Consider the following 19,567-nt stretch of genomic DNA (forward strand, 5'->3'; position numbering starts at 1 on the left):
CACGGCCGAAGGCCACGCCCGGGGCGGGTCCCGGGCGTGGCCTCCGTGGTCGGGTGGGTGGTCAGACGTTGGCGTAGGCCAGGGACGGGACCTTGTCGGTGGCGAAGGAGGTGCGCAGGTAGCACCACCAGGTGACACCCGCCATGACGACGAAGGCGACGGCGTAGCCCCAGAAGGCGGGGGCCATGGAACCGAAGTTGATGTTGGACAGGCGAAGTGCCTGCTGCAGGATGAATCCGCCGAAGGCTCCGACGGCACCGATCACGCCGATCGCGGCGCCCGCCTGACGGCGTGCCGATGCCTGTGCCTCGGTGAGCTCCATGCCGTGTTCGGCAGCGTACTTCTTGGCGGTGGCGCCGAAGATCGACGGGATCATCCGGTAGGTCGAGCCGTTGCCGACGCCGGTGAGCACGAACAGCAGCAGGAATGCGGCGAGGTAGAGCGGGAAGCTCTTCATCGACAGCGCGGTCATGATCAACGCGACCGCGACAGCCATTCCGGTGAAGACGATCACCGTGATGCGCGCGCCGCCGACCTTGTCGGAGATCCACCCGCCGACCGGGCGGCTGAACGACCCGACGAGGGCGCCGAGGAAGGCGAGGTTACCGACTGTGCTGATCCAGCCGATCTGGGTCAAATGCGGGAAGTTGGCCTTGATCAGGGTCGGGAAGGCGAACGAGAATCCGATGAACGAACCGAAGGTGCCGATGTAGAGGAACGACATGATCCAGGTGTGCGGATTGGTCAGCGCCAGCTTGTAGGACTTGCCGTCGGCCTTGGCCGAGGTGATCGAGTCCATGTAGCGCAGCGCCCCGAACGCGGCGACCAGGATGAACGGCACCCAGACCAGGATGGCGAGGGTGAGACCGAACCGGTAGCCCGCGGCGTCTTTGGCCAGCAGGTGCGTGCCGAGCGTGATCAGCAGCGGCGCGGCCAATTGTGTCTGTGCCACACCGAGATTGCCGCCCGCGGCGTTGATGCCGAGCGCGGCGCCCTTCTTGCCCTCGGGGAAGAAGAACGAGATATTGGCCATCGAGGACGAGAAGTTGCCGCCGCCGACACCGGCGAGCGCGGCCAGCAGCAGGAACACCCACATGGGGGTGCCCGGCTGGTTGATGAAATACGCCAGGCCGAGCGTCGGGAACAGCAGCATGCCCGCGCTGAAGGCGGTGAACGCCCGACCGCCGAACTTGGGGACGGCGAAGGTGTAGGGGATGCGCAGGGTGGCGCCGACCAGAGTGGGCACCGAGGTCAGCAGCAGGGCGTTGGCGACGGCGGTCGGGTTGCCCTTGCCGAGGCCCTCCAGGAACGTGAAGCCCGCGGCGCCCATGGCGGTGACGATGGAACCGAACAGGACCCAGACGCTGAAGCCGAGGTTCTCGGCGAACACCGAGAACCACAGGTTCTTCTTGGCGGTCTTCTCACCGCCCGATTCCCAGAACGTCGGATTGTCGGGTTCCCACTGGGTGAGCCAGCGGCCCTTCTTCTCATATTCGAACGACGCGGTGTCTGTCGTCTGGCCGGTGGCGGCGATCGCGGTCATCGGCTTCCTCTCGATCGGGCACATGATGCGGTGTCGAGACAACGGTAGGAGCCGGTTGTTGCGTGACAATGGCCTCAGGTGACATTCGAGCCAACTCGGGCTCACCGAGGCGTCGGCGCCGAGGTGACAGCTCGGTTACCCGGCGAAACTCAGCGGTCCGGGTATTCGGCGATGAGCGAACCGAGGAAGCAGCGCGCGGCCTGCATCGCGCGATCGGCGTCGCCGTCGATGACGGCCTGCACCAGTTCGATGTGCTCGCTGTCGTAGGCGTCGTCGGATTTGGCGGTGCGCGCGTGGATCACCTGCTCGATCACCGGCAGCAGCGAGTCGTAGAACTCCAGATACACGGCGTTGTGGCTGGCGACGACGATCGCGCGGTGCAATTCCACGTCGGCGGCGATGGCCACCGGGTCGGGTCTGGTCCAGTCGCGGTCGTTGCGTTCGGCGAGCAGGCGGCGCAGGTTGGCGATGTCGGTGTCGTCGCGGCGACGTGCGGCCAAGCCGGCGGCGGTGGTGTCGAGCGCCTGGCGCAATTCGAGGATGTCGCGTTCCTCGGCGTCGGCGAAGTACTTGCCGAGCGTGCCACCGACCTCGGAAGTGGCGATCACATAGGTGCCCGACCCCTGGCGCCGTTCGAGCATGCCCGCGTGGACCAGGGCCTGCACGGCTTCACGCACGGTATTGCGGCCGGTGCCGGTGAGTTCGGTGAGCTCGGGCTCGGTGGGGATGCGGCCGCCGACCGGCCAACGGCCCGACCGGATTTCGGCGCGCAGTTGTTCGGTCACCTGGGCGATGAGGCTGGAGCGCCGGACGGGTTGCACGTGAGCCAGCGTAGCTGTTCCGCCTCCCCGGGCATGGTGGCCAGACTCAGGCGCGGGGGTGGGGTGGCGATGCGGCAAGCCTTGGGGAGCAGGGTGGGTCAGCCCGGCTACCCATGTGCTCACGGTTGGATATCGCTCACATTTGGTGGCGGTTGTCATCGGGTCATCCTATGATTTCGTCTGTGACTCCTCCGCCCTCCTCCGAAACCTTGACCCGGCTCACCCCTGTGGATGGGCAGGTCGATGGTCGATGGGATGCGGTCGACGGTGGGAGCGCGCTTCCGAATCCGCCTGCCGAGGTCGATCGGGCGGAGTCCGACCAGCTCACCCGGCGGTCGCTGATCGAGGGTCGGCTGCTGGTTCTCGCGGCCATCATCATGTCCGCGCTCACCCTGCGCGCCGCCGTCACCGCGTTCAGCCCGCTGGCCGAGCAGATCGGTGACGACATCGGGTACGGCACCGCGATCGTCGGAGTTTTCGGCATGCTGCCGGCCGCCATGTTCGGTGTCGCCGGGCTGGTCACACCCTTCGCGGTGCGGCGGTTCGGGCTGGAGCGCACGGTTCTGCTGGCGATGCTGCTGGCCGGATTCGGCTCGCTCGCCCGCGTGTTCTCCTCCGGCACCGGCGAGCTGCTCGCCTTGTCCGGGGTGGCGCTGCTCGGCATGGGTATCGGCAATGTGGTGATTCCGCCGCTGGTCAAGCGGTATTTCGCCGATCGGCTGGCGTCGATCTCCTCGCTCTACATCGTGATGGTGCAGCTGAGCACGGTGATCCCCGCGTTCGTCGCGGTGCCGTTGGCCGAGGAACATGGCTGGCGCATCTCGATGGGCGTGTGGGCGCTCGTCGGCTTCGCCGCGGCGGTGCCGTGGCTGGTGGTCCTGCGCGACCGGCGTGGCCGCGACAAAGCCGACACCACCGCCCTGCCGCCCGAGACACCGACGGCCGCGGGCGCGGTGTGGCGTTCCCCGGTGGCCTGGGGGATGGCGGGCATGTTCGGCATGACCTCGCTCACCACCTACGCCATGTTCACCTGGCTGCCGACCATCCTGGCCGACGCGGGCGCCAGCGCGGCCTTCGGCGGCAACATGGTCGCACTGTTCGCGCTGATCGGTCTGATCCCCGCGCTCGGTGCGCCGACCGTCGTCTCGCGCATGCGCAACCCGTTCCCGGTCGTCGTCGCGTGCATGGTGCTGTTCGTCATCGCGTTCGCGGGCCTGCTGATCGCGCCGATGAGTGCGCCGCTGCTGTGGGTGGTGCTGCTCGGCCTCGGCCCGAGCACCTTCCCGATGGCGCTCACGCTCATCAACCTGCGCACCCGCACACCGCAGGGCTCGGCGGCGCTGTCCGGTTTCACCCAGGGCGTCGGTTACGTGGTCGCCTGTGTCGGCCCGCTGGTGTTCGGCATCCTGCACACCGCGACCGGTGGCTGGCTCGCGCCGTTCGGTCTGCTGCTCGTCGCCCTCGGCGTACTTCTCGCGGGCGCCTGGCAGGCCTGCAAACCGCGCATGCTCGAAGACTGCCCGCCTCTCCGCGTTTTCGGCCGGACTCATTCGCGGGGAGACTGAAACCGGCGTCCGGCGGTAGCGCTGCCGGTGGGTGCGCCCGTTCCCGGTGAGTTACCCATGTTCTCACCGTCCGAGTTGCCGACTTGTGCGCGCTGAGGAATGCTGTGTACATCACACCCTCACTCGGGTTTGCGCTGAATTCTCGCCGCCTTCTTACGCGCGGAAATCGTTGTGTCACATGCCCGAAACAAAAGGGCTGATCTCACCCCTGTGACCGGGGCAGCGTGAGAAACCGTTGATTCAGGCGCAATTTCCCGCAGCATTTCGGCAATACCCATTTCCTACCGTTGGGCCATCGCACTTTTGGGAGGCCCAACTTGAGCACGCTGAAGCGTAACCACGACATCGAGCACTGGGATGCCGAAGATGTCGCGGCCTGGGAGGCCGGTGGCAAGGACGTTGCCAAGCGCAACTTGATCTGGTCGGTGATCGCCGAGCACGTCGGGTTCTCGGTGTGGTCGATCTGGTCGGTGATGGTGCTGTTCATGCCGACCGACAAGTTCGGCATCGATGCGGCGGGCAAGTTCTTCCTCGTCGCCATGCCGACGCTGGTCGGCGGATTCCTGCGGATCCCCTACACCGTGGCCACCGCCCGCTTCGGCGGCCGCAACTGGACGATCTTCAGCGCGCTGCTGCTGCTGGTGCCGCTGGTGCTGACCCTGTACTTCGTCACCCAGCCGGACACCTCGTACACGACCTTCTTGATCGTGGCCGCGTTCGCCGGTGTCGGTGGTGGCAACTTCGCCTCGTCGATGACCAATATCAACGCCTTCTACCCACAGCGACTCAAGGGCTGGGCGCTCGGCATGAACGCCGGTGGCGGCAATATCGGCGTCCCGGTGATCCAGCTGCTCGGTCTGCTGGTGCTGGTCATCCTCGGCGGCGACTACGCCTACCTCGTCTGCGCGATCTACCTGGTCCTCGTCGGTCTGACCGCGGTCGGAGCCGCCCTGTACATGGACAACCTGCGCAACCAGCAGGCCGACCTGTCCTACATGGTCAAGGCGCTGCGGGTGCCGCAGTCCTACGCCATCGCCTTCCTCTACATCGGCACGTTCGGTTCGTTCATCGGCTACAGCTTCGCCTTCGGCCAGATCCTGCAGATCAGCTTCAAAGCCGGTGGCGACACCGCCACCCAGGCCGCGATCCACGCCGCCTCGATCGCGTTCATCGGCCCGCTGCTCGGTTCGCTGTCGCGCCCCTACGGCGGCAAGCTGGCCGACCGCATCGGCGGCAGCAGGGTTGCGCTCGGCACGTTCGGCGCCATGATGGCCGCCGCGCTGATCGTGATCGCCGCCTCGACGATGGCCGACCGCAACAACGGGGTCGCCTCCGGCGCCACCATGACCTTCCTGGTCATCGGCTTCATCGCCCTGTTCGTCCTGTCCGGTTTCGGCAACGGTGCCGTCACCAAGATCATCCCGTCGGTGTTCGAGGCCAAGTCCAAGAGCCTGCCGGGCTCGCGGGCCGAGCAGGCCGCCTGGTCGCAGAACGCCGGCGGCGCCCTGATCGGCTTCGTCGGCGCGATCGGCACCCTGGGTGGTGTCGGCATCAACATGGTGCTGCGCAGCTCCTATGCCAGCACCGCCTCGGCCACCACCGCGTTCTGGGTGTTCCTCGCCTTCTACGTGGTCTGCGCGGTCGTCACCTGGGCGGTGTTCCTGCGCCGTCCCCGCTCCACGTCCCTGGTCTCCGACTCCGATGTCGTGGTCGAAGCCGAAAGCCTGGTCCTCGAGGCCGAATCCACCGCTTCGTCGGCCAAGTCGTCGGCTCGCTGACAACCGACCACTACCAAGGAGGTCACTCTCATGAACAGCACTCGCAAGACAGTGGTCGTGGTCGGCCACGGCATGGTCGGACACCGCTTCGTCGAGGCCCTTCGCTCGCGCGACGACGCCGGACAGTGGCGCGTGGTCGTGCTCTCGGAGGAGAAGCTGCCCGCCTACGACCGCGTCGGCCTGTCCTACTACGTCGGCAACTGGAACCCCGACGACCTGGCGCTACCGGGCAACATGTACGCGGGCGACGAGCTGGTGGAGCTGCGGCTGGGCCAGCGCGGCGAGTCCATCGACCGCGCGGCCAAGACCGTCACCACCTCCACCGGTGACGTCATCGCCTACGACGCGCTGGTGATGGCCACCGGTTCCTACGCCTTCGTGCCGCCGGTGCCCGGTCACGAACTGCCCGAGTGCTTCGTCTACCGCACCATCGAGGATCTCGACGGCATCCGCGCCGCGGCCGAGAAGGCCGGTCCCGGCGCGCACGGTGTGGTGATCGGCGGTGGTCTGCTCGGTCTGGAGGCGGCCAACGCGTTGCGCCTGATGGGCATGACCCCGCACGTCATCGAGTACAACGACCGCCTGATGCCCGCCCAGGTCGACGCCGGTGGTGGCGCCATCTTGGAGAAGTTGGTCTCCGACATCGGCCTGAACGTGCACACCGGGGTCGGCACCGCCAAGATCGAGTCGATCGAGGAGGAGACCGGCGGGGTCAAGCTGCACCTGTCCGACGAGTCGGAGATCCACGCCTCGCTGGTGGTGTTCTCCGCCGGTATCCGCCCGCACGACTCCGTCGCCAAGGAAGCCGGACTCGAAATCGGCCCGCGCGGCGGCATTCTCACCGATCTCGGCCTGCAGTCCTCGGACCCCGACATCTACGCCATCGGTGAATGCGCCGCGGTCGAGGGTGTCTGCTACGGCCTGGTCGCGCCTGGTTACACCACCGCCGAGATCGTCGCCGACCGCCTGCTCGGCGGGGCGGGCGAGTTCCCCGGCGCGGACATGTCGACCAAGCTGAAGCTGATGGGCGTCGACGTGGCCTCCTTCGGTGACGCGCACGCCACCACCGAGGGCGCGCTGTCGGTGGTGCTGCACGACGCCGCCAAGGGCACCTACGCCAAGCTCGTCGTCTCCGACAACGCCGAGATCCTGCTCGGCGGCATCCTGGTCGGTGACGCCTCGGCCTATGCCGCGCTGCGCCCGCTGGTCGGGCGCCCGCTGCCCGCCGATCCGGCCTCGCTGATCTCCCCGGCCGGTGCCGAACTCGGCGCCGACGCGCTGCCCGACGACGCGCAGATCTGCTCCTGCAACAACGTGAGCAAGGGCGCCATCTGCGGCGCCATCGCCGAGGGTGCCTGCGATATCGCCTCGGTGAAGGGCTGCACCAACGCGGGCACCTCCTGCGGTGGCTGTGTGCCGATGATCAAGAAGCTGCTCGAGCAGTCCGGTGTGGCACTGTCGAAGGCGCTGTGCGAGCACTTCGAGCAGTCGCGCGCCGAACTGTTCGACATCGTGAATGTCACTGGCATTCGGACGTTTTCGGAGCTCATCGCCAAGCACGGCAAGGGCTCGGGCTGCGACATCTGCAAGCCGACCGTTGCCTCCATCCTCGCCTCCACGTCGAGCGACCACATCCTCGAGGGCGAGCAGGCCGCGCTGCAGGACACCAACGACCACTTCCTGGCCAACCTGCAGAAGAACGGCACCTACTCGGTCGTCCCGCGCATGCCCGGCGGTGAAGTCACCGCCGAACAGCTGATCGTGATCGGTGAGGTCGCCAAGGAATTCGACCTGTACGTGAAGGTCACCGGTGGTCAGCGCATCGACCTGTTCGGCGCGCGTGTGGAGCAGTTGCCGCTGATCTGGAAGCGCCTGGTCGACGCGGGCATGGAGTCCGGGCACGCCTACGGCAAGTCGCTGCGCACCGTGAAGAGCTGCGTCGGGTCGACCTGGTGCCGCTACGGGCAGCAGGACTCGGTCGGCATGGCCGTGCTGCTCGAGAAGCGCTACCGGGGCCTGCGCTCGCCGCACAAGCTGAAGCTGGCCGTGTCGGGTTGCGCGCGCGAGTGCGCCGAGGCCCGCGGCAAGGACGTCGGTGTGATCGCCACCGAGAACGGCTGGAACCTCTACGTCGGCGGCAACGGCGGTCTGGTCCCCAAGCACGCCGTGCTGCTGGCCGGTGACCTCGATGACGAGACGCTGATCCGCTACATCGACCGCTACCTGATGTTCTACATCCGCACCGCCGACCGGCTCCAGCGCACCGCGCCCTGGCAGGAGGCCCTCGAAGGCGGCATGGACTACCTCAAGGCCGTGGTGTGCGACGACAGCCTCGGCATCGCCGCCGACCTCGAGGCCGCCATGGCCAAGCACGTCGACGGTTACAAGGACGAGTGGGCGGCGGTGCTCGAGGACGAGAACAAACTCTCGCGCTTCGTCTCCTTCGTCAACGCCCCTGACGAAGCCGATCCCACGATCGCCTTCGACGAGAGCGGGGAACGCAAGGTACCAGTGCTTCTCGGACTGCCCGGCATGCCCGTCGGTGTTGGCTCCGACACAGCAGCAGCCGGGAAATAAGCGCTTAACCCTGTGGAAACAGGGCGCCTGTACCAATAGGTAAGGCGTTCGGAGGAGGAACCGATGACCGTTATCGACACACCCACCATCACCACCGAGACCACGACCTGGACGCAGGCGTGCCGACTCGACTTCCTTATTCCGGGACGCGGCGTTGCGGTCCTGCTCGGCGGCGGCAAGCAGGCCGCCCTGTTCCTACTCACCGACGGCACGCTGGCCGCCGTGGGCAATGTCGACCCCTTCGGGCGGGCCGCGGTCATGTCGCGCGGCATCGTCGGTGACCGCGGCGGGGTGCCCGTGGTGGCCTCGCCGCTGCTCAAGCAGGCCTTCTCGCTGATCGACGGCCGCTGCCTCGACGATGAAACCCAGTCGCTGCCGGTGTATGCCGTGCGACTCGACGCAGGCATCGTCTCGGTGTCGAACGAACCGGTGACTTCATGAATTCCGTGCCCGAAGCGGGACCCTGTCTCGCCGGTTTCACCATCGGTATCACCGCTGCTCGTCGCGCCGAGGAATTCGGCACCCTGCTCACCCGCCGGGGCGCCACCGTGGTGACCGCACCGGCCATCCGCATCATCCCGCTCGCCGACGACACCGAACTCGAGCGGGTCACCGAACAGCTCATCGCCGACCCACCCGCCATCACCGTGGCGACCACCGGCATCGGTTTCCGTGGCTGGATGGAAGCCGCCGAGGGGTGGGGGCTGGCCGAATCGCTGCGTGACACCCTCGCCGCCACCCGCATGCTCGCCCGTGGCCCCAAGGCCAAGGGCGCCATTCGGGCCGCGGAGCTGCGCGAGGAATGGTCGCCCGCCTCCGAATCATCGGCCGAGGTGCTCGATCACCTGCTCGCCGAGGGTGTGGAGGGCGTGCGCATCGCGGTGCAGTTGCACGGCGCCACCACCGAGTGGGAGCCGGCCCCCGACTTCTGCGAGGTGCTGCGCTGCGCGGGCGCCGATGTGGTCCCGGTGCCGGTGTACCGGTGGGAACCGCCCGCCGATCGCGGCCCGATGGACTCGATGATCGACGCGATCATCTCCGGCAACCTCGACTGCGTCACCTTCACCAGCGCGCCAGCCGTTGCCTCACTTCTCATGCGTGCCAAGGAGACCGGGCTGCTCGAGTCGGTGCTGCACGCACTGCGCGGACGGGTGCTCGCCGCCTGTGTCGGCCCGATCACCGCCGCGCCACTGGAAGAACTCGGTGTGCCGACCACCATGCCCGGTCGGGCGCGGCTCGGTGCGCTCGCCCGCCACGTGGCCGAGGAACTGCCGCGCCGGGCCAGCCGGATCTACGCCGCCGGGCATCTCATCAGCGTGCGCGGCGGGTGTGTCGTCGTCGACGGTGAGGTGCGTCAGCTCGCGCCCGCGCCGATGGCGTTGATGCGGTCGCTGGCGCGCCAGCCCGGTCGGGTGGTCTCGCGCGAGGATCTGCTGGCCGCGTTGCCCGGCGGTGGCGACGACACCCACGCGGTGGAGACCGCGATCGCGCGCCTGCGCGCGGGACTCGGGACACCGAAAGCCATTCAGACCGTGGTGAAGCGGGGTTACCGCCTCGCCCTCGACGCCGCCGACTGCTCCGACGCGCCGTCGCGCCCGCCGGTGCAACCGCCGCACGCAGCCGGTATCGGCACGCCCGCGCGGTCGGCGCGGGCCCAGACGATCGGGGTGTGGTGAGCGCGTCGCGGCCGGGTGAACCGGCTCTCGTGCTCGTCGCGCACGGCACCCGCAGTGCGCGCGGTGTGGAGATGATCGCCGCCCTGGCCGACGCGGTCGGCGCGGAACTGGGCCGCGGAATGGACACCACCGGCCCGAACCCGTTGCTGCGCACCGCGTTCGTCGACGTACTCGGCCCGACACCGTCGGAGGTCCTGCGTGACCTCGACGGCCCCGCCGTGCTGGTCCCGGCGTTTCTGGCCTCGGGATACCATGTGTACCAGGACGTTCCGCGCGAGGTGGCCGAGAGCGGCCACACCGCCGTCGCGGTCACCCCTGCCATGGGTCCCGACCCCGCGCTGGCCAGGATCATGGCGATGCGTGTGCGGGCGGCCGGGTGGCGACCCGGCGACGCGGTGGTCTTCGCGGCCGCCGGTTCCTCGGATTCGCGTGCGCGCCAGGATGTTCGGCGCGCGGCCGGAATGCTGGCCGAACAGCTGGCCGCACCGGTACGCATCGCCTACGTGGCGACGGGCGCGCCTCGAGTGCCGGAAGTCGTCGCCGCCCTGCGTGAATCGGGTTCGCGGCGGGTGTTCATCGCCTCGTATCTGTTGGCGCACGGTCTGTTCCAGCAGCGCCTGCACGACGCGGGCGCCGACGGTGTCGCCGAACCGATCGGCGTCCATCCGGCGGTCGTGCGTCTCATCGCCGCCCGCTACCGCACCGCCGCCGACGAATTGGTGCGCGCGAACGTCCGTTAGGCCGACAGCAGCGGGTCGGGGGGCCGCTTCGGATACGAAAATGGGTGTCGACCGCGATAGGGTGGTGTGATTTTCCGTAGAAGGGGGTACCCGTCCATGTCCGGTCCGGACGCCGACAAGCAGTACGCGCAGCCGAACGACGTGACGGCCTACCCGATCGATGACGCGGCCCAGCCGTCGGCGATCCCGCAACCGCCGAACGTCCCCCAGCCGCCGATCTCCGCCGCAGGTCAGCCGCCGATCGGCGGACAGCCGTTCGCGCCGCCGCCCTTCGCCGTTGCCGGACAGCCCTACGCCCCGGGACCGCAGCCCGCAGGGCAGGCATATCCGCCCTATACCGGGTACACGCCCGTCGAGGCCGAGCCGCGAGCGGTTCCGGAGAACATCCGGATGGCGTTCGTCGTGATGCTGGTCGGCGCCGCGGTGGCCTTCCTCGCCGGTGCGTACGCGCTCACCGACATCGATACGGTTCGCGCGAACATGCTCGACTCCTCGGGTGGTGCCTTCCGCGGGTCGAGTCTCGATGTCCTCGTCTACGCGACGGTCGGCGCGACCGTCGTCGGCGCGCTGGTCAACGTCGGGCTCTGGATATGGATGGCGTTCTCCTGCCGGGCGGGTAAGAACTGGGCGCGCATCACCTCCACGGTGTTCTTCGGGATCAACGTGCTCTCGACGCTCTACGCGGTGGTCGCGCTGGTGGCGGACCTCGGCGTCACCGCGGGCGCGGCGGCGTTCAATGTCGCGGGATTCGTCATCGGGCTCGGCGCGATCGTGCTGCTGTGGCACCCCGGGTCGGCGCCCTTCTTCGCCCCTGCCCGCCCGCAGTACCCGCTCGCGGGACCGCGCTGACCAGCGGCGCGGTAGGCTCGAACAGTGGCGCGCACCAAGGAATTCGACCCCGACGTGGTACTGGGTCGCGCACTCGACCTGTTCTGGCAACGCGGGTACGAGTCGACCTCGATGGCCGACCTCACCGAGTACCTCGGTATCGCCCGGGGTTCCATCTACGCCACGTTCGGCAACAAACACGACCTGTTCATGCGGGCACTGCACCGGCACCTCGAGATCGTCGACGAACGGGTCACCGCGCAGCTGTCGGTCCCCGGCCCGGCTCTGCCCGCGGTGCGGGCCCTGATCGATCAGTTCGTGCGCGATTCGTGCGTCGAGGGACGGTTCCTCGGCTGCCTGGTCACCACGTCGGCGGTGGAGCTGGCCGCCCGCGACCAGGAGGTCGCCCGGGCCGTCGAATCCAGTTGGGCGCGTACCGAAACCGCGCTGACCGGCGCCCTCATCCGGGCCAGGGCGCAGGCCGAACTCGCCGCCGACAGCGACCCGCGTGCCCTGGCCCGTTTCCTGCTCGTCTTCCTCCAGGGCGTGTGGGTCCTCGAACGCACACCCAACGCCGCCCCCCGCCTACGGGACGCGAACCGGATCGTCAGCGCCCTGCTGAGTTGACCCCTTTCACCGCACCGCGGCGAAGTTGGCGCGGTAGGTACTCGGCGGGACACCGAGCTGGCGGGTCATGTGCTGGCGCAGCGACTCCGCCGTCCCCATCCCGCTGTGCCGGGCGACCCGTTCGATCGGCAGGGTCGTCGATTCGAGCAGTTCGCGGGGTTTCCGGCAGGGCCGGGTCGAACGCTTTCACCGGCGCGACGGCGACCACCGCGATCGTCTTCATGGCCCGATCCCTGGGATAGCTGGCATTTCGGCCACCAGTGCGCCTACGGTCCCGTCGACGGCATCGTGGACGAGACCGCCCCGCTCACGGCCACCGGTGCCAAAGGCCGTGTCCGTGCCCGGGTGTGGACCGACGCGCTCGACGCGCACCGCGCGGGCCGGGTCCGCGTCACCGAGGTGCGCGCGGGCCAGTTCGTCGGTACGGGCGCCGCCTCGCTGTTCTCCCTGCTCGTGCAACCCGAGGTACTGGCGGGCGAACCCGCGCGTATCCCGCAGGGGCTCGACCTCGCACACGCGTTCACCGCGATCGACGCCGCCCGGGTCCCGGCCGAAACGCCCTAGCCCACCCATAGGGGACGACACGGACACATTCGCCGTCAATGCGGGGGATCGATGGATCGATGCGGCACACTCGTGCGCATGCGTCGGCTCTTGTGCTGTCTGCTCGTCCTGCTCGGCTGCGGTGTGGTCGTCGCACCCGCGGCGTCGGCTGATTCATCGATTCTCGAGGTCCGGCCGCTCGGCGGCAGACAGTTCGAGGTCGTCGTCCACTCGGCGGCGATGAACCGGCCGATCACTCTCTGGATGTCGCATCCCGGTCCCGGCGCGCCCGCGCTGTATCTGCTCAACGCCGTCGACGGCGGGGAGAGCGGCGGGCCGTGGATGCGGCGCACCGATGTGGTCGACTTCTTCGCCGACAAGCCGGTGAACGTGATCGTCCCGATCGGCGGCCGGGCCAGCATGTACACCGACTGGCAGCGTGACGATCCGGTCCTCGGCCGCAACAAGTGGACCACCTTCCTCACCAACGAGCTGCCCCCGCTGCTCGACGACCGCTTCGGCATGACCGGTGCCAACGGCATCGCCGGTCTGTCGATGTCGGCCACCTCGGCGCTGAACCTGGCCATCGCCGCACCGGGTCGCTATCGCGCGGTCGGCGCCTTCAGCGGGTGCACCCAGACCGCGAATCCGCTGGCCCAGACCCTGGTCCGATCCCAGCTCGCCACCTTCGGTGCCAACGCCGACAACATGTGGGGCGGTCCAGGCGACCCGGCCTGGGTCGCCAACGATCCGGTGCTGCACGCGGATCGGTTGCGTGGCACCTCGGTGTACTTGTCCTCGGGCACCGGCGCACCCGGCCCGCACGAGGCGCTCAACGATCCGAGCATCGCGGGCAATGTCGGTGTGCTGCTCGACCGGATCCTGGTCGGCGGCACCATGGAAGCCGTCGTCGGCAGCTGCTCGGGACCGCTGGTCGGGCGCCTGGGCCAGCTCGGTATCCCCGCCGACGTGCGCTTCCGTGCCGCGGGTACGCACGCCTGGCCGTACTGGCAGGACGACGTGCACGACTCCTGGCCGATGTTCGCCGCCGCTCTGGGCGTCTGAGGTCCGACACGACAACGGCCGCCACGTCATCACGTGGCGGCCGTCCTGCTGCCGGGGACTAGCCCGCAGAACCGGTCAACAGCCCACCGAGGTCGGCCGAGCCGGTGCTGGGGCCGCCGTCGGGCGGGGTAGTCGGCTTCTCGGAGACCTGCACGGTGACAGTCTTGGAGCTGATCAGTTCCTGCACCGCCTTGATCTCGTGGGCGCCGGGCGTGGACGGGGTCCAGGTGATGGTCGCCTTGCCGTCCTTGACCGCCACGGGCTCGCCGATCTGCGTTCCGTTGTCGCTGAAGGTCACCTTGAACAGGAACGAGGTGGCGGTGACATCGGCCGTCACGGTGTAGGGCGTGCCCACGTAGTGGGTGGTGCCGCTCACCGCGATGCTCTGGACGAGCGCCGAGGCCTGCGGTGCCGTGAGCACGGCGGCCGCCGCGATCGCGGTGAACGCGGTGAGGCCGAAGCCGGTACGCCGTGCCTGGTTGGTCTGCATGGTGTTCTCCTGTGTCGAGCGGTGGTGAGCGCGAGATTAGCCAGTCGCTCCGGTCGCGGTCCGCAAAACAGAAAAAGAGATGTTTAAAATTTTCGGCGCCGGGAAGTCGCCCGAATCTGTCGGTACCCCGGCGCATACTCGGCCCATGGCATACGACGAGGAACTCGCCGAGCGGATCCGGGAGATCGTCTACCCTCGCGCCGATCTCGCCGAGAAGAAGATGTTCGGCGGTCTCGCGTTTCTGATCGGCGGCAACATGGCCGTCGCCGCCAGCGGCCGAGGGGGACTGCTGGTCCGAGTCGATCCGGCCGAGGGCGACGCCCTGCTCGACGGCACCTCGGTGCACCCGATGGTGATGGGTGGCCGTGAACTCAGCGGCTGGTTACGGGTCACCGCCGAAGCGGTCGCGGACGACGCCTCGCTGCGGGACTGGGTCACCCGAGGAGTGACCTTCGCCGAAACCCTGCCCAGCAAATAATCGGCCACCGTCGATTTCACCCGCCTCGGATGAGGCGGAAGGCACGGGGGAACTGCGAGGCTTGCGGCATGTCCGGGCCACTGCGCTACCAATTCGTCCTCGAGGGCGAACTGTCCGATCGGGTGCTCGCGGCGTTTCCCGAGCTCATTCCCAGCGACCATGCCGCGGCCGGGACCACGACACTGTTCGGCACGGTCGCCGACAGCACCGCTGTGCGAGGGATTCTCGCGCGCATCGACACCCTCGGCCTCACCCTGCTCGAGATGTCACGCCTGCCCGACTGAGGCGGCACGGCGGGGACGCAAAGACCCTGCGTCGATCTGATAACGAGCACGTCGAGATGTCCGTCACCAGCAAACTCGTGGCGCCCGCGTGGCCTACCGTCGAACTCGGCACGATGTCGGGGGCAGGTGAGAACTCGAGTTCAGGAGGCTCGTGATGGCACGCTCCGCGATAGCTGTGGCCGGTCGTGGGACCCAGGACCGTGTTCCCGAACTGTCTTTCGCGCCGATCCGCTGCGATGCCGCGACCGCCGCCTTCGACCGGGCCCGCACCGCGCCGGGACACGTCGTGCTGATGTGCGGACCGGCGGGCAGCGGAAAGACCGTCGCCATGGTCGACTGGGTGACCACCGCCCGCCCGGCACCCCGCCTGGCCTGGCTCACGGTCAGCGCGGGCCCCGGCGCCGACCTGCTCGCCGCCGTCGCCCGGGCGCTCGATCCGACGGTGGCCACCGTCCCGGACGGTGTCCTTCGCACGCCCGCCGACCGGGCCGCCGACCTCGTCGCGGCACTCGCCGACACCGAGGAGACGGTCCTCGTCGTCGACGATGTCCACCTGCTCACCGATCCGCTGCAACTGGCGGGCCTGGAGTACCTGCTCACCCGCCTGCCACCGAAGATCACGGCGCTGCTCGCCGGGCGCTTCGAACCACCTCTTCGCTGGCACGTTCTAGACCTGGCGGGCAGACTCACCCGGCTCGGCGCGAACGAACTGGCCATGCCGCCGGACCGTGTCGCCCAACTGCTCGCCCAACACGACTGCCGCCTCGAGGACACCGACCTCACCGCCCTGCACGAGCTCACCCGGGGCTGGGCCGCCCTGGTCCGGATCGCCGCCATCTCGCTCGGAACCGACGACAAGGCCACCGCCCTGACCGCGCTGGCCACCCCGACCCACGCGGTCGCCGACTTCCTCGTCGCCGAGCTGATCGAGTCGTTGCCACCGCGCACGGTCGAATTCCTGCTCACCACCGCCGTTCCCACCCGGTTCTGTCTGCCGATGGCCGAGGAACTGCTCGGTCCGGCCGCGCCGCGCATCCTCGACGAACTGCTGCGCGCCAGCTTCCCGCTGCACACCGCCGCCACCGACGGACAACTCTGGTACACCTACCACCCGCTCCTGCGCGCGTACCTGCTCGCCGAGACCGCGCACACCAGGGCACACCGCCTGCCCGGTTTGCACCGCCACCTCGCCGAATGGTTCACCGGCGCGGCCCTGCCCGGCGGTGCCCTCGACCATGTCCTCGCCGAACCGGGTGCGCCGGGGCTGTCGTCGTTCCTGTGGGAATGGGGTGTGCGCATGGTGCTCGACGGCAGCGGGCATCTGCTGCTGCACGCGCTCGACCAGGTACCCGGCCTGTCGGACGACACCTTCGTCGGGTTGTTGCGTGCCGCCGTCGCGGTGGAGGACGGTGAGATCGCCGCGGCCGAGGTGTATCTGGAGGCGGCCCACGTGGGTTCGTGGCCGGGGTCGGCGCTGGTTCCGGCCGAGTGGATCACCGCGCTCGACCACGCGGTGAGCGCGGGCGTGGCCGTGCTGGCCGGTGATTCGGCGTCCATGCGGTGGCCGCTGCCGCCGGTGACCGGGCACACCGATCTCGACTGCTACGTGGCACTGCACTGCGGTGCGGCCGAGGTGTTCGGTGGCCGGATCGTCAGCGGCACAGCGGCTCTGCGGCACGCGGTCGTCTACGCCGAGGAAGCCGGACTCGGCCGGGTGGCGGTCCGCGCCCGCACGGCGGTCGCCGCCGCATCGGGGATCACGGGCCGGGTCGGTGAGCTGCGGGTGCTTGCCGCCCAGGCGCTCGAGTGCGCCGACCGCTACGGGCTCGCCGGTTCGTCCGAGGCCGCCATGGCCCGCGTGACCGCCGCCTACGGCGCGCATCGACAGGGGTGCGCCTACGGCAAGCCGCTGCCCGACCTGTCCGCCGACGACGTGACCACCCCCGCGCTGCTGCGCCAGGCCCGCATCGTCATCGGCGTGCTCACCTTCGACGACACCGTGGACCGCGCCGCCGCGGCCACCGCGCTGAGCAGGCGCCTGCACCACCTGCTCGACGACGCTCCGGCCCTGCTCGGTGCCGGAAACCTGGTCACCGAGGTGATGTGGCTGCTGCTGCGGGTGCACGCCAAGGTGGAGGCCCGCGGCCTCGTCGACCACGCGACCCGGGTGCTCGGACAGACCGTCGACACCCAGTTGGCCGAGGCCGCGCTCGCCCTGCAGACCCAGCGTCCCGCCGCCGTCCTTCCGCTGCTGACGCCGCTGGCGGGCGAGGTCACCGACGCCCAGGCCGTGGCGGCGTGGCTGCTCATCGCGGTCGCCGCCGATCATCTGGACCGGCCGCGCAAGGTCGAGGACGCCGTCGAGCAGGCCCTCGCGCACGCGCGCGGAGAACACCTGATCCGCCCGTTCCTCGATGTGCCCGGTGCCGCCGACCTGCTCGACCGGCTCGGTTCGCACGTCGGTCGCTACGACGCCTTCGTCGAACATGTGCGCGCGCAGCGGGGCGCCGCGGCCGACGCGCCACGGCTCACCGACACCGAACTCGTTGTGCTACGGCGTCTTCCGTCGGGACTCACCGCCACCAGCATCGCCGCCGATCTTGGGGTTTCGGTGAACACGGTGAAGACGCACCTGCGCGGCATCTATCAGAAGCTCGGGGTGAACGCGCGGGGCGCGGCCATCGCCCAGGCGCGCTGCGTCGGTCTGCTCTGAGCTCGCCGGAGGCCGGTGTTCATTCGCCGATGCGGTCCGGGGGGAGCCGCTATCGTGTGGTTCGAGTCACGTCGCCGAACGTGGGTCGACGAGGAGTCGCGCACGAATTTCTCCGCCCGCGCCGGAACGGACCGGCCCGAGGGAGGAATTAATGACCGACGCCGTCGACCCCCAGGTGTTCGTCGCCCAGGTGGCCGCGGGCCTCACCGCGCCCGGCGCGCCGTTCGAGATGACGGTCGAGGAGGTGCTCGGTGCGCCCGTTCCGGTGTTCCGGCATCGGCGGCGCAGCCTGCGTGAGCTGCTCGAACTCTCCCTGAACTGGGGCGAGCGCGACTATCTGGTCACCGAGGACCGCCGCATCAGCTTCGCCGAGCACGCCGCGGCGGTCGGTGCGCTGGCGACCGCGCTCGCCGAACGCTATGGCGTGGGCAAGGGCGACCGGGTCGCGATCCTGGCCGCCAACGGCCCCGACTGGGTGGTCACCTTCTGGGCCGCACAGTGTCTCGGCGCCGTCCCGGTCGGCTACAACGCCTGGTGGGCGCCACCGGAGATCGCCTACGCGCTCGGCCACACCACACCGACGGTGGTGGTCGCCGACGGGAAGCGAACCGCGCGGCTTCGCGAGGCGGGCGGGGAGGTGCCCGTGCTCACCTTCGAGGCGGATCTGCCCGCGCTGATCGCGGAATACCGTGGCGCGAAGATGCCGGAAACCGAAGTGGCGGAGGATGATCCGGCCGTCATCCTGTACACCAGCGGGACGAGCGGACGCGCGAAGGGTGTGGTGCACACCCAGCGAAACCTGGTGGCGATCACCGACTATCACCGGTTCACCGATGCGATGCAGGCCGCGTTCACCGGTCGCGAGCTCGGTCACGGTCCGAGCGAGCGCCGCTATCTGGTCACCGCTCCGCTGTTCCACATCGCCAGCCTGCACAATCTGGTGATCCCGAGGCTGGCCACCGGTGCGGCGGCGGTGTTCCCGCACGGCGCGTTCGACGTGGACCGCGTGCTGAGCCTGGTCCAGCGTGAGCGGGTCACCAACTGGGCGGCGGTACCGACCATGGCGACCCGTCTGCTCGATCACGACGTGTCGGGCTACGACCTGTCGACGCTCGCGGCGCTGTCGCTGAATTCCGCGCCGTCGGCCCCGGCGCTGCTCGAGCGGTTGCGCGAACACCTCGCCGGTGTACCGCTGGCGCTGACGACCAGTTACGGCCTCACCGAGAGCGGTACCGCCGCCACCGTGGCGACGCCGCTGGATCTGCTGGCCGACGCCGGGTCCGTCGGCAGACCGATCATCGGGGTGTCGGTGGAGATCCGCGACCCCGACGGTGTCGTGTCGCCCGACGGTGTCGAGGGCGAGATCTTCATCCGCAGCCAGTATGTGATGCTCGGTTACTGGGACGACGAGGCCGCGACCGCCGAGGCCGTCGACGATCAGCGGTGGTTGCGCTCAGGGGATTTCGGGACGATGACCGACGGCAGGCTCACGGTGTCGGGTCGGCGGACCGACCTGATCCTGCGCGGCGGGGAGAATGTCTACCCGACCGAGGTCGAGAACGTCCTGTGCCAGCACCCCTCGGTCACCGACTGCGCGGTCTTCGGTGTCCCCGATCCCGATCTGGGGCACACCGTGGCCGCCGTGGTGGTCGCCGCGCCGGGCACCGTCGAGGAGGGCGAACTGCGCGACTTCCTCGCGGCCAGGCTCGCCTACTTCAAAGTGCCCGCACGCTGGCGGATCACCGCCGACGCGCTGCCGCGCAATGCGACGGGAAAGGTCACCCGCCGCGATCTCGCGCTCTAGACCGCTGTGCGTGAACCGGGTGATTTCGCGATGAC

At 69.1% G+C, this 19,567-nt stretch carries 17 protein-coding genes; 14 read left to right on the plus strand and 3 right to left on the minus strand.

The genetic code is table 11. The features are described from left to right. Positions 1 to 61 precede the first annotated feature (61 nt). Both NC7_RS19185 and NC7_RS19190 read right to left on the minus strand, forming a co-directional pair. Entirely contained in the window at positions 62 to 1,543 is a 1,482-nt protein-coding gene (locus tag NC7_RS19185) for an MFS transporter (RefSeq protein WP_067985022.1), read from the minus strand. A gap of 149 nt (positions 1,544 to 1,692) precedes the next feature. Continuing rightward, on the minus strand, positions 1,693 to 2,364 hold the full coding sequence (locus tag NC7_RS19190; protein ID WP_067985023.1) for a FadR/GntR family transcriptional regulator: 672 nt from the start codon (positions 2,362 to 2,364) through the stop codon (positions 1,693 to 1,695). Positions 2,365 to 2,741: 377 nt separating this feature from the next. Between NC7_RS19190 and NC7_RS19195 the strand changes: the two genes are divergently transcribed. From NC7_RS19195 to NC7_RS19240, 10 genes are all read left to right on the plus strand, one after another. Next, on the plus strand, positions 2,742 to 3,929 hold the full coding sequence (locus NC7_RS19195) for an MFS transporter (protein WP_236573519.1): 1,188 nt from the start codon (positions 2,742 to 2,744) through the stop codon (positions 3,927 to 3,929). Between the two features lie 317 nt (positions 3,930 to 4,246). After that, positions 4,247 to 5,707 (plus strand): nitrate/nitrite transporter, encoded by a 1,461-nt coding sequence (locus NC7_RS19200; RefSeq protein ID WP_084458604.1) that lies wholly within the window; start codon positions 4,247 to 4,249, stop codon positions 5,705 to 5,707. Positions 5,708 to 5,737: 30 nt separating this feature from the next. Then, positions 5,738 to 8,284: a nitrite reductase large subunit NirB gene (gene nirB, locus NC7_RS19205; RefSeq protein WP_067985027.1), complete on the plus strand. Its 2,547-nt coding sequence runs from the start codon at positions 5,738 to 5,740 to the stop codon at positions 8,282 to 8,284. Positions 8,285 to 8,347: 63 nt separating this feature from the next. Next, positions 8,348 to 8,725 (plus strand): nitrite reductase small subunit NirD, encoded by a 378-nt coding sequence (nirD, locus tag NC7_RS19210; RefSeq protein ID WP_067985029.1) that lies wholly within the window; start codon positions 8,348 to 8,350, stop codon positions 8,723 to 8,725. Further along, a complete protein-coding gene (locus NC7_RS19215) occupies positions 8,722 to 9,960 on the plus strand; it encodes a uroporphyrinogen-III synthase (protein WP_067985031.1) in 1,239 nt (412 codons plus the stop codon). The genes nirD and NC7_RS19215 overlap by 4 nt, the downstream gene beginning before the upstream one ends. Further along, the gene (locus NC7_RS19220; protein WP_444980000.1) at positions 9,957 to 10,700 is read left to right on the plus strand and encodes a sirohydrochlorin chelatase; all 744 of its coding nucleotides are present in this window, start codon (positions 9,957 to 9,959) and stop codon (positions 10,698 to 10,700) included. The genes NC7_RS19215 and NC7_RS19220 overlap by 4 nt, the downstream gene beginning before the upstream one ends. A gap of 96 nt (positions 10,701 to 10,796) precedes the next feature. After that, entirely contained in the window at positions 10,797 to 11,549 is a 753-nt protein-coding gene (locus tag NC7_RS19225; protein ID WP_067985033.1) for a hypothetical protein, read from the plus strand. Positions 11,550 to 11,573: 24 nt separating this feature from the next. Further along, the gene (locus NC7_RS19230; protein ID WP_067985035.1) at positions 11,574 to 12,155 is read left to right on the plus strand and encodes a TetR/AcrR family transcriptional regulator; all 582 of its coding nucleotides are present in this window, start codon (positions 11,574 to 11,576) and stop codon (positions 12,153 to 12,155) included. Between the two features lie 288 nt (positions 12,156 to 12,443). Beyond that, on the plus strand, positions 12,444 to 12,719 hold the full coding sequence (locus NC7_RS19235; protein WP_067985037.1) for a Rossmann-fold NAD(P)-binding domain-containing protein: 276 nt from the start codon (positions 12,444 to 12,446) through the stop codon (positions 12,717 to 12,719). Between the two features lie 78 nt (positions 12,720 to 12,797). Continuing rightward, positions 12,798 to 13,763 carry an alpha/beta hydrolase gene (locus tag NC7_RS19240; RefSeq protein ID WP_067985039.1) on the plus strand — a complete coding sequence of 322 codons (966 nt, stop codon included), beginning with the start codon at positions 12,798 to 12,800 and terminating at the stop codon, positions 13,761 to 13,763. A gap of 58 nt (positions 13,764 to 13,821) precedes the next feature. On the opposite strand, the gene NC7_RS19245 is transcribed toward NC7_RS19240, so the two are convergent. Next, entirely contained in the window at positions 13,822 to 14,253 is a 432-nt protein-coding gene (locus NC7_RS19245) for an Ig-like domain-containing protein (RefSeq protein WP_067985041.1), read from the minus strand. A 145-nt stretch (positions 14,254 to 14,398) separates the two neighbouring features. Between NC7_RS19245 and NC7_RS19250 the strand changes: the two genes are divergently transcribed. From NC7_RS19250 to casG, 4 genes are all read left to right on the plus strand, one after another. After that, on the plus strand, positions 14,399 to 14,731 hold the full coding sequence (locus NC7_RS19250; RefSeq protein ID WP_067985043.1) for a TfoX/Sxy family protein: 333 nt from the start codon (positions 14,399 to 14,401) through the stop codon (positions 14,729 to 14,731). 68 nt (positions 14,732 to 14,799) lie between these two features. Beyond that, the gene (locus NC7_RS19255) at positions 14,800 to 15,015 is read left to right on the plus strand and encodes a DUF8691 family protein (RefSeq protein ID WP_067491732.1); all 216 of its coding nucleotides are present in this window, start codon (positions 14,800 to 14,802) and stop codon (positions 15,013 to 15,015) included. A gap of 154 nt (positions 15,016 to 15,169) precedes the next feature. Then, positions 15,170 to 17,728 carry a winged helix-turn-helix domain-containing protein gene (locus tag NC7_RS19260; protein ID WP_157102076.1) on the plus strand — a complete coding sequence of 853 codons (2,559 nt, stop codon included), beginning with the start codon at positions 15,170 to 15,172 and terminating at the stop codon, positions 17,726 to 17,728. A gap of 151 nt (positions 17,729 to 17,879) precedes the next feature. Then, positions 17,880 to 19,532 (plus strand): steroid-24-oyl-CoA synthetase, encoded by a 1,653-nt coding sequence (casG, locus tag NC7_RS19265; RefSeq protein WP_067985046.1) that lies wholly within the window; start codon positions 17,880 to 17,882, stop codon positions 19,530 to 19,532. The last annotated feature ends 35 nt before the right edge of the window (positions 19,533 to 19,567 follow it).

This window comes from Nocardia caishijiensis NBRC 108228 (assembly GCF_001612825.1).
GTDB classification, from domain to species: Bacteria; Actinomycetota; Actinomycetes; order Mycobacteriales; family Mycobacteriaceae; genus Nocardia; species Nocardia caishijiensis.

Bases quoted from the DNA above. Each gene is read 5' to 3' on its own strand.
- NC7_RS19255 (WP_067491732.1), top strand. From the start codon at position 14,800: ATGTCCGGGCCACTGCGCTACCAATTCGTCCTCGAGGGCGAACTGTCC.
- nirD (WP_067985029.1), top strand. From the start codon at position 8,348: ATGACCGTTATCGACACACCCACCATCACCACCGAGACCACGACCTGG.
- casG (WP_067985046.1), top strand. From the start codon at position 17,880: ATGACCGACGCCGTCGACCCCCAGGTGTTCGTCGCCCAGGTGGCCGCG.
- NC7_RS19260 (WP_157102076.1), top strand. From the start codon at position 15,170: ATGGCACGCTCCGCGATAGCTGTGGCCGGTCGTGGGACCCAGGACCGT.
- NC7_RS19195 (WP_236573519.1), top strand. From the start codon at position 2,742: ATGTCCGCGCTCACCCTGCGCGCCGCCGTCACCGCGTTCAGCCCGCTG.
- NC7_RS19240 (WP_067985039.1), top strand. From the start codon at position 12,798: ATGCGTCGGCTCTTGTGCTGTCTGCTCGTCCTGCTCGGCTGCGGTGTG.
- nirB (WP_067985027.1), top strand. From the start codon at position 5,738: ATGAACAGCACTCGCAAGACAGTGGTCGTGGTCGGCCACGGCATGGTC.
- NC7_RS19245 (WP_067985041.1), bottom strand. From the start codon at position 14,253: ATGCAGACCAACCAGGCACGGCGTACCGGCTTCGGCCTCACCGCGTTC.
- NC7_RS19215 (WP_067985031.1), top strand. From the start codon at position 8,722: ATGAATTCCGTGCCCGAAGCGGGACCCTGTCTCGCCGGTTTCACCATC.
- NC7_RS19225 (WP_067985033.1), top strand. From the start codon at position 10,797: ATGTCCGGTCCGGACGCCGACAAGCAGTACGCGCAGCCGAACGACGTG.
- NC7_RS19250 (WP_067985043.1), top strand. From the start codon at position 14,399: ATGGCATACGACGAGGAACTCGCCGAGCGGATCCGGGAGATCGTCTAC.
- NC7_RS19185 (WP_067985022.1), bottom strand. From the start codon at position 1,543: ATGACCGCGATCGCCGCCACCGGCCAGACGACAGACACCGCGTCGTTC.